The organism is Parendozoicomonas verongulae (assembly GCF_009711465.1).
Taxonomy (GTDB): domain Bacteria; phylum Pseudomonadota; class Gammaproteobacteria; order Pseudomonadales; family Endozoicomonadaceae; genus Sansalvadorimonas; species Sansalvadorimonas verongulae.
Window position 1 is genome coordinate 1 of the sequence record NZ_SMME01000594.1, and the last position, 284, is coordinate 284.

Consider the following 284-nt stretch of genomic DNA (forward strand, 5'->3'; position numbering starts at 1 on the left):
GCCCCTGCGGCGCCACCTTCGCTTCGGCCAATCTGCTAACATACCACCGCCGGGGCAGCAGCGATGCTCGGTGTAAGGGGAAGCAGAACACCACCTGTCCCTGCGGCACCACATTCGCTTCGGTCAACCTGCTTAACTCTCACCGCCGGTGCAGTAGCGGTGCCCCGTGCAAAGGGAAGCGCAACACCTCCTGCCTCTGCGGCGCTACCTTTGATTCGGCCACCCTGCTTTACTCTCACCGCCGGTGCAGCAGTGATGCTCGGTGTAAGGGGAAACAGAACACC

At 62.3% G+C, this 284-nt stretch carries 1 protein-coding gene; it reads right to left on the reverse strand.

Annotation, left to right across the window (positions count from 1 at the left end; all coding sequences use genetic code 11):
• Window positions 1-35: 35 nt before the first annotated feature.
• Window positions 36-284 (reverse strand): hypothetical protein (locus E1189_RS01745; protein WP_196221011.1); only part of this gene is annotated, 249 nt, incomplete at its 5' end.